General features: G+C 69.0%; 6 protein-coding genes. 5 read left to right on the forward strand and 1 reads right to left on the reverse strand.

Features of this window, described 5'->3' with window-relative positions; all coding sequences use genetic code 11:
- Positions 1-24: 24 nt before the first annotated feature.
- Both NQ038_RS10480 and mnmA read left to right on the forward strand, forming a co-directional pair.
- Complete coding sequence (locus tag NQ038_RS10480) at positions 25-1,272, forward strand: cysteine desulfurase family protein (protein ID WP_257057373.1); 1,248 nt, start codon at positions 25-27, stop codon at positions 1,270-1,272.
- A gap of 101 nt (positions 1,273-1,373) precedes the next feature.
- The gene (gene mnmA / locus NQ038_RS10485; RefSeq protein ID WP_257057371.1) at positions 1,374-2,543 is read left to right on the forward strand and encodes a tRNA 2-thiouridine(34) synthase MnmA; all 1,170 of its coding nucleotides are present in this window, start codon (positions 1,374-1,376) and stop codon (positions 2,541-2,543) included.
- Positions 2,544-2,574: 31 nt separating this feature from the next.
- Here the strand turns inward: mnmA and NQ038_RS10490 are convergent, their stop codons facing one another.
- Complete coding sequence (locus tag NQ038_RS10490; protein WP_257062533.1) at positions 2,575-3,024, reverse strand: SRPBCC family protein; 450 nt, start codon at positions 3,022-3,024, stop codon at positions 2,575-2,577.
- 94 nt (positions 3,025-3,118) lie between these two features.
- Between NQ038_RS10490 and NQ038_RS10495 the strand changes: the two genes are divergently transcribed.
- Genes NQ038_RS10495 through ligA form a run of 3 tightly spaced genes read left to right on the forward strand, consistent with a single transcriptional unit; the run spans position 3,119 to position 8,785 of the window.
- Positions 3,119-5,257 (forward strand): S9 family peptidase, encoded by a 2,139-nt coding sequence (locus NQ038_RS10495; RefSeq protein WP_257062534.1) that lies wholly within the window; start codon positions 3,119-3,121, stop codon positions 5,255-5,257.
- Entirely contained in the window at positions 5,257-6,483 is a 1,227-nt protein-coding gene (locus NQ038_RS10500; protein ID WP_257062536.1) for a hypothetical protein, read from the forward strand. The genes NQ038_RS10495 and NQ038_RS10500 overlap by 1 nt, the downstream gene beginning before the upstream one ends.
- Positions 6,476-8,785, forward strand: coding sequence for an NAD-dependent DNA ligase LigA (gene ligA / locus NQ038_RS10505; RefSeq protein ID WP_373456809.1), 2,310 nt, complete (start codon positions 6,476-6,478; stop codon positions 8,783-8,785). The genes NQ038_RS10500 and ligA overlap by 8 nt, the downstream gene beginning before the upstream one ends.
- Positions 8,786-9,105: the final 320 nt, after the last annotated feature.

The raw sequence follows: 9,105 nt of genomic DNA on the forward strand, positions 1-9,105 counted from the left end.
GCCAGGTTCTAAACTGGATGGGTTATGCGCGCATACTTCGACCACGCCGCGACCCATCCCATCCAGCCGGAGGTGCTTGCGGCCTACACCCGGGAGCTGGAGCGGATCGGCAACCCCTCGGCCCTGCACACCGACGGCCAGGCGGCCCGCCTGGCGATGGAGGACGCCCGCCGCACCCTGGCGGGTCTGCTGCACTGCGATCCCAGCGAGGTCATCTTCACCTCCGGCGGCACGGAGGCGGACAATCAGGCACTCAAGGGGCTGTGGTGGTCGCGCAATGACGGCGCCCGGCACACGCCCGTGCCCGGCCGCCCCGGCACCTTCACCGTCGAACTGCCCCGGCCCCGGCTGCTGGTGTCGACGATCGAACACCATGCGGTGATCGAAACCGCCCAGTGGCTGGAGACCCAGGGCGCCGAGGTCGTCTGGCTGTCCGTCGACGCGGCCGGCCGGCTCGACTTGGACGCCTACGCCGCAGCCCTGGACGAGGCCCCGGAGCGCACCGCGCTGGTCAGCGTGATGCTGGCCAACAACGAGGTCGGCACGATCCAGCCGATCGCGCGGATCGCGCAGCTGGCGCACGCCCACGGCATTCCCGTGCACACCGATGCGGTCCAGGCCTTCGGACAGATCCCGGTGGACTTCGCAGAACTGGGTGTGGACGCCCTGAGCATCTCCGGGCACAAGATCGGTGCGCCGGTAGGGGTGGGGGCCCTGATCCTGGGCCGGAACCTCAAGCCGGTGCCCGTGCTGCACGGGGGAGGGCAGGAACGCCAGATCCGCTCCGGCACGCTCAACGTGCCCTCCGCCGTGGCCTTCGCCACCGCTGCGCGCCTGGCACTGGCCGATGTGGACGAACGCGCCGGACACCTGTCCGGACTGCGCGACCGCCTGATCGCCGGAGTCGAGGCCGCAGTCCCCACTGCGCACCTGTCCGGTGCGCGCGGGGCCCAGCGCCTGCCGGGCAATGTGCACTTCGTGTTCGACGGCTGCGAGGGCGACTCCCTGTTGTTCCTGCTGGACTTCGCCGGCTTCGACACATCGACCGGCTCGGCCTGCCAGGCCGGGGTCAACCGGCCCAGCCATGTGCTCATGATGATGGGACGCGATGAGGACGCGGCCCGTTCCACCCAGCGCTTCAGCCTGGGAATGGAAACGACGGTCGCCGACGTTGACCGTCTTATCGAGGTATTGCCGCAGGTGGTGGCGCAGGCGGGGAAGGCGGGCATGGTCTCGGCCACGCCCGCCTGGATGCGCGATGCGCTGAACTGAGGGCACATGGTGCCGAGGGCGCGACACTGCCGGGCTGGTACGGCCGGGCCGATGAGCGCGGCGAGGGAAACAGACGAACGAATGGGGAAGAGGGAACAGCGGTGAAGATTCTGGCAGCGATGTCCGGCGGAGTGGATTCCGCGGTGGCGGCGGCGCGCGCCGTGGACGCGGGCCACGAGGTCGTGGGCGTGCACTTGGCGCTGAGCCGCATGCCCGGGACCCTGCGCACGGGTTCGCGCGGCTGCTGCACGATCGAGGACTCGCGCGATGCGGCCGTGGTGGCCGGCAAACTGGGCATCCCCTTCTATGTCTGGGACTTCTCGGAGCGGTTCAAGGAGGACATCGTCGATGACTTCATCGCCGAATACTCCCAGGGCCGCACCCCCAATCCGTGTATGCGCTGCAATGAGCGGATCAAGTTCGCAGCCCTGTTGGACCGGGCCCTGGCCCTAGGCTTCGACGCGATCACCACCGGCCACTACGCCGAGGTCATGTTCGATGCCGCCGGCAACCCCGAACTACACCGCGGGGTGGACATGAACAAGGACCAGTCCTATGTGCTCGGCGTGCTCACCGCCGAACAGCTGCGCCACTGCTACTTCCCGATCGGGGCCTCGGCGTCGAAGGCCGATGTCCGCGCCGAGGCCGCCGAACGCGGCTTCTCCGTGGCCAACAAGCCCGACAGCTACGACATCTGCTTCATCCCCGACGGGGACACGAAGGCGTGGCTGAGCGATAAGATCCCGATGCGCCCCGGCCTGATCACGGACGAGTCCGGCGAGGTGCTGGGCGAACACGACGGTGCGATGACGTACACGATCGGCCAGCGCAAGGGCCTGCACCTGGAGCGCCCGGCCGCCGACGGCAAACCGCGCTATGTCACGGGGATCGACGCGCAGTCGAACACCGTGACCGTGGGTGGGCGCGCCAGCCTGTCCGTCGACCACCTGGACGGCATCCGCACCACCTGGTGTGGCGTGGCGCCGGCCGAAATGGGCTCGGGGCCCGAATCCGCGATGGACTGCCAGGTGCAGATCCGCGCGCACTCCGAACCGGTGGACGCCCGCGTCTGGCTGGGCGATTTTGTGGCCGAGGCCCCGCAGAGCGAATACAATGTGCCGACCCCGCGGCCGGCCGGCAGGCTGCTGCACGTGGACGTGGCCGAGCCCCTGTCCGGGGTGGCACCGGGGCAGACGATGGTCGTCTACGCCGGCACCCGGGTGCTGGGCCAGGCGACGATCGACAAGGCCAGCCGCCTGACCCCGGCCTGAGCCTTCACCCTGCTCAGAGCCTTCGTGCCGCTCAGGCGGCGTGCTGGCGCAGGCCCTTGCGCTCCTTGGCCAATTCGGCCTCGACGAATGCCTTGAGATTGCGGATCGAGGCCTGCTCGGTCTCCGGGGTGACCGTGCTCGAATCGGAGCCGTTCGCGTCCTTGACCACGGTGCGGGAGAAGCGCGTGCCGCCGGGCACCTCCTCGAAGGAGTAGACGATGGACGCCTCATAGCCCATCGGCTGGATCGTCACGTGCCGGCCCCGGACGTATTCGCTGACCGTCCAGGTCAGTTCGACGGTGCCCTGTGGGCCGTTGATGTACTCGGTGAATTCGTCGCCCTCGAGGAACGGCCGGTTGACGGTCCCGCACACCGAGCGGGTCAGCACATGCCAGGTGGGCCAGAAGCGCGCCTGCGTGACAAGGTCGAAAACGGGTTCGACAGGACCGTCGATGGTGATCTCAAGTGGAATGCTGGTCAATATAACCTCCTGATGCGCGGGCTCTGGGGGCCTGTCCCGAAGAGCACCCACCGAGGCTACTCTCGTCTTCGGCGGACCCGCTAATCTTGTGCTCATGGATTCGCAGAACGCAGTCACCGCATCCTGGGCATCGCCGATCACCGCCGAACACGTCGCAGCCGGTGCCAGGCCCGTGAGCCGGGCCCGGTTCGCAGGACCGCCCGGGGCCACCCGGGTCTACTACTCCCAGCGGATCCCCACCGAGGCCTCCCGGATCGGCATCTTCGCCAATGACTCCGGCGTCGCCGAGGACGCCGTGTCCGTTCTGCCCGCACCCTATTCCGCGCACTCGCGGGTGCACGAATACGGCGGCGGGGCCTGGGCCGTGGCCGCCGACCACACCATCACCTTCGTCAACGCCGCCGATCAGCGCCTCTACCGGTTCAACCCCGTCACCGACCCCGGTACCCCGCCCGTCGCGCTGACCCCGGAGACGGACCGGGCTGTGCGCTACGGGGACCTGGACTATTCGGCCGGACGTCTGCTGGCCGTGCGCGAGTCCTACGATGCGGCGGGCACCGTCACCCGGGCCATCGTCGAGGTCGCAGAGGGGACCACTGCCGCGGAACCGGGCGGCGCTGCGGAACCGGATGCTGCCGCGGACCAGGGCCGGGCCTCGGCCCCGGAGGCTGTGCGCGAACTGGCCGCCGGCCCCCACTTCCTCGCCTTCCCCCGCATCTCGCCGGACCACGGCTTCCTCAGCTTCATCGGCTGGGACCACCCGGACATGCCATGGGACCAGACGAAGCTCTACCTGGTCGCCCATCCCGGCACCGCGGGGGCCAGCGCACCGGTGGCAGTGTTCGGCCGGGCGGACGAATCCGTGCTGCAACCCGAATGGCTGTCGAACACGACCCTGTCCGTCATCGCCGACCGCAGTGGACGCTGGCAGCTGTACTCGTTGTCCGCCCCCGCCTTCTTCCAGGTCGCCTCCGGTGGATTCGCCGCTGAACCGGCCGAGGAGTCCGAACTCCTGGTCACCGAGGGCGAAATCGGTGGACCCCTGTGGAACCTGGGCGCCCGCTGGTACCTGCCGGTGCAGGGCGGCAACCGGATCCTGGCGGAATCGCGTTTCGGGACCTCGCAGATGGTGTGGACAGACGGGGCCGGAACCGACGACGTCCTCGAATGCGATCTGGAGACCTTCTCCCTGCAGGACTACCGCGACGGCCTGGCCCTGGTGATCGGCGGATCCGCCGACCGGATCACCGGGCTCTACCTTTACGACGTGACCGTCGGAAGCGCCCAGGCGCTCGCCCTGAGCCTCGAACTGCCGGTGCCCGCGTCCTATCTGCCGCAGGGACATGCGGTGGAGATCGACGGGGTGCACGCGATCGTCTACCCGCCCCACAACCCCGACCACCCGCAGCCGGGAGCCGGTCCCGCTGCGGGCGCGGCAGCCGGAGGTAATGCGGAACCCGCAGCGGAGGGCACAGCGGGCAGCGCCGCCGCACCCGCTCCCTTCGTCGCCTTCGTCCACGGCGGACCCACCAGCCAGTCGGTGCCGCAGGTCAGCCTGCACCACGCCTACTTCACCAGCCGGGGGATCGGCGTCGTGGACGTCAACTACTCCGGATCCACCGGCTACGGCCGCGCCTACCGCGACGCCCTGCGCGGGCACTGGGGTTTCGCCGACGTCGCCGACACCGTCACCGTGCTCCAGGGCCTGGCCCGGCAGGGCACGGCCGATGCGGACCGGCTGGCGATCAGTGGCGGTTCGGCCGGCGGCTGGACTGTTCTGCAGGCCCTGACCCGCACCGATGTGTTCGCCTGTGGCAGCGACTACTACGGCGTGGCGGAACTGTCGAAGTTCATCACGGAGACCCACGACTTCGAATCGCAGTACATCTGGCGGCTGATCGGGGTGGACCCGCAGGCACCCGACCGGGAGGAGCGCCTGGCGGACCTGGCGCCGCTGAACCACCTGGCGGACCTGGACGTGCCGGTGGCGATCTTCCAGGGCGAACAGGACCCGATCGTCCCACCCAGCCAGGCCCACCGCCTCATCTCCGGACTGCAGGACAAGGGCCAGGTCTACGTCGCCGAGTTCTATCCGAACGAGTCCCACGGCTTCACGCGGGTGGAGAACATCGCGGACAGTCTGCGCAGCGAGCTGGGCTTCTACTGCCGCATCATGGGCCTCGACGCCCCAGACGTGCCGCCGGTGCACCTGCGCGGCCGGGGCCGCAGCTGATGGGGGAGGAGCTGATAGGGGGCGATGACCGTCCCGAGATTCTGGCCTCCTCATCCGGCCTGTGGCCCGGCGAGGACCCACGGCAGGCCGCCTCCGGCGCCTTCGCAGCACTGGCCATGGGCTACCCGCCCGTGCCCTGGACCGGCGTGGCGCGCGAGGTCAGGGGAACCCCGCGTGGGGGAACCGGCACCGGTACGGCAGCCGGGACACGTGCGGCAGCCGAGACCGGTGGGGCCACCGGGAGCGGGCCGGGCAGCAGGGGAGCGGACTCCGGTTCCAGCGCATGGATGATCGACCCGATCGGCACAGCCCTGGCGCTGTGCGATGGGCTCAGCGCCGACCTCGGCTCCTTCGGCTGGCGCCTGACCTTGAGCTCGCAGGGCTCGCGCGACCGTGACCTGGCGCGCGTCGAATCGCTGCTGGCGCGCACCCTGGAGGCCTGCGAGGAATACGGCACCGGTTTCGACGGGCGCACTATGCTCACCCTGCCCGGTCCCTGGGCCCTGCTGCGCCGCCTGGGCCTGCCGGGCGGCAACCCTGCCCTGGCTGATGCCGGCGCCAGACGCGACGTCGTCCAGGCCTATGCCCTCGGGGCCAGTGCCCTGCTCGACCGGTACGAGCGCGCCCTGGGGACACGGCCTCGGGTCCGGCTGGTCGAACCCGATCTGGACGAACTGCTGACCGGCCGGGTGCCAACGGTTTCGGGCTACCGGGCCCTGCCCGCAGTGCCGGACGCCCAGGTCACCGCGGCCCTGCGTTCGTTCATCGGACGCACCGGCGAGGACACGATCCTCACCCTGCCAGGGCTGTCCACTGTGACGATCCGCGGCAAGGCGATCGCACACGCCTCCCTGGCCGCAGACGCCGGGGTGACCGCGCTCGCGGTGCCGCTGCCCGCAGGCGACGCCGAGGCCGTGCTGCGGCCGTGGGAGGCGATCGCCGGGGCGCACGAGTCGGGAACCCAGATGTGGGTGCGCCTGCCGGCGTCGGCGGGGTTGCGCGCCGGGCGGGTCAGGACATGGCTCGAAGCCGTGTCAGTGCCCTGGCATAGGCTTGGCATGAACCCGCACGATCTGACGGGTGTAGGAGTATTGACGGGTATCGAACCGGTCGCAGCCGGCCGGTTCGGTCCCGTGCGCGCCGTGCCGGATGATCCGGGCTATGGCGCCGCCCAGTTCGCATTGGCGGCCCACCTGGGCCAGGCAGTTAGGGAAGAACATGAGTAGTCCGTCCGCAGACTTCACCCTCCGCGATCCGGAGGCCATGGACCCGGCGGACCGGGAACGCTACGCTGCGGCACTGCGCTCGGAGATCGAGAAGCACCGCAGCGCCTATTACGACCAGGACGCTCCGCTGATCTCCGACGCGGAATACGACGGCCTGGTCCGGGCTCTGGAAACCCTGGAGACGGATTTCCCGGAACTGGCGAAGAACGATTCGCCCACCCAGACCGTCGGTGGCACCGTCGACACGGCCTCGTTCACCGCGGTCGACCACATTGCCCGGATGTATTCGTTGGACGATGTGTTCTCCGAGTCCGAACTCGACGAATGGTTCGCCAGGGTGGCCGGCCGGATCCCGGCGGGCACCCACTATCTGACCGAACTCAAGATCGACGGACTGGCCTGCAATCTGCTCTACGAGGACGGCGTGCTGGTGCGCGCGGCCACCCGCGGCGACGGGGTGACCGGCGAGGACATCACCGTCAACGTCCGCACCATCGCGGACATCCCGCAGCGCCTGGACACAGAATTCCCGCCCAAACAGGTGGAGATCCGCGGCGAGGTCTTCTTCCCCGTGGAGAAGTTCGCCGACCTCAATGCCTGGTTGGTCGAAGCCGGCAAGCCGCCGTTCGCCAACCCCCGTAATGCCGCAGCGGGATCGCTGCGCCAAAAGGATCCGAAGGTCACAGCGCAGCGGCCGCTGCACATGCTGGTCCACGGCATCGCCGCCTGGACGCCCTATGACGACAACCACGCCGAACCGGTGCGCCAGTCGGAGGTCTACGGTGTGCTGCGCGACTGGGGCCTGCCCACCAGCCCGTATTTCAAGGTCTGCGAAACCCCGGCGCAGGTCCACGACTACATCCGGTACTACGGCGAACACCGCCACGATGTGCTCCACGAGATCGACGGGATCGTCGTGAAAATCGACGAACTGGCAGTCCAGGCGGACCTGGGATACACCTCGCGGGCGCCGCGTTGGGCCAGCGCTTTCAAGTACCCGCCGGAGGAGGTCACGACCGAACTACTCGACATCCGCGTGCAGGTGGGTCGGACGGGTCGGGTCACGCCCTTCGCGGTGATGGAGCCCGTGCACGTGGCCGGTTCCACCGTGGAGCGCGCCACCTTGCACAATGCGCACGAGGTCAAGCGCAAGGGCGTGCTGATCGGCGACACCGTGGTGCTGCGCAAGGCCGGGGACATCATCCCGGAGATCCTGGGGCCGGTGGTGGCACGCCGCGACGGCACCGAACACGCTTTCGTCATGCCCACCCACTGCCCGGACTGCGGCACTGAGCTGGTGGAGCAGAAGGAGGGTGACAAGGACCTGCGCTGCCCCAACTCCCGGTCCTGCCCCGCCCAGATCGCCAACCGCGTGGCCTACCTGGCCTCGCGGGCGGCCTTCGACATCGAAATGCTGGGCGACGAGGCCTCCCTGGCCCTGACCCAGCCCTATGCGCCGGCGGATGCGCCCCTGAAATCGGAGGCCGCGCTGTTCGATCTGACGGTCGAGGACCTGGCCGGCGTGGTGGTGGAGCGCGAGGTGAAGAAGGACGGGGTGCCCACCGGCGAGGTCGAACGCCTGCACTACTTCTATACGAAGCCGGAATACTATCTGCGCGGGGAGAAGAAGGGGCAGCTGAAGAAGGCCGCGGCACCGCGCAAGAACACCCTGGAGATGTTCAAGCAGATCGAGGGCGCGAAGTCCCAGCCGCTGTGGCGGGTGCTCAACGCACTGTCGATTCGGCACGTGGGCCCGGTGGCCGCACGCCTGTTGGCAGCGCACTTCGGTTCGATGGACGCGATCCGGCAGGCCACGGCTGAGGAGCTGGCCGAGGTCGACGGGGTGGGCCCGGTGATCGCCGAGGCCGTGGTGGACTGGTTCTCCGTGGACTGGCACGCCGAGATCGTGCAGCGCTGGGCGGCCGCCGGTGTGCGGATGGTCGATGATGCGCCCGCCGGCGGTGCCCCGGATGCCCCACAGACTCTGGCTGGGCTGACGATCGTGGCCACGGGTTCGCTGACCGCGTTCACCCGCGACGGCATCAAGGAGGCCATTGTGTCCGCCGGGGGCAAGGCGGCGGGTTCGGTGTCGAAGAAGACGGACTATGTGGTCGCCGGTGACAATGCCGGTTCGAAATTGAAGAAGGCCGAGGACCTGGGCGTGCCGGTGCTCGATGAAGACCAGTTCAAAGAACTCCTCGAACACGGTCCGCTCCCGGAAAACGGTCCCGCGGAATCGGCCGAATCCGGTGAGGAAATTCCCGGCGAGGAAGCCCCCGGTGAAGAGGTGCCCGGAGAATGAGGCGCCCATCCGGTTTGAGAGTGTAGGAAAACCGGCACGGAGGTAGTTCAATCATCCTGCGCCAGCATCGCTCCTTGCCGGTGGTGCTCGCGAGTCGAGTGCTCCCCAAGCCGGGAGCCCGCGCCTTTTCGGTGGCACTCGCGAGTTGGATGCTAGTCGGGTTGAGTGCCCGAGCCTTGCCGGTGGTACTCGCGGGTTGGGTGTTCCTCGGGTGGGGTGCCGGCGCCTTTCGGTGGTACTCGCGAGTTGGATGCTAGTCGGGTTGAGTTCCCGCGCCTTGTCTGTCGTGTCAGATGCGCGCGCATACCCTGCCACCCAGC

Origin of the sequence: Brevibacterium sp. 50QC2O2, assembly GCF_024580675.1 — a bacterium.
Lineage (GTDB): Bacteria > Actinomycetota > Actinomycetes > Actinomycetales > Brevibacteriaceae > Brevibacterium > Brevibacterium moorei.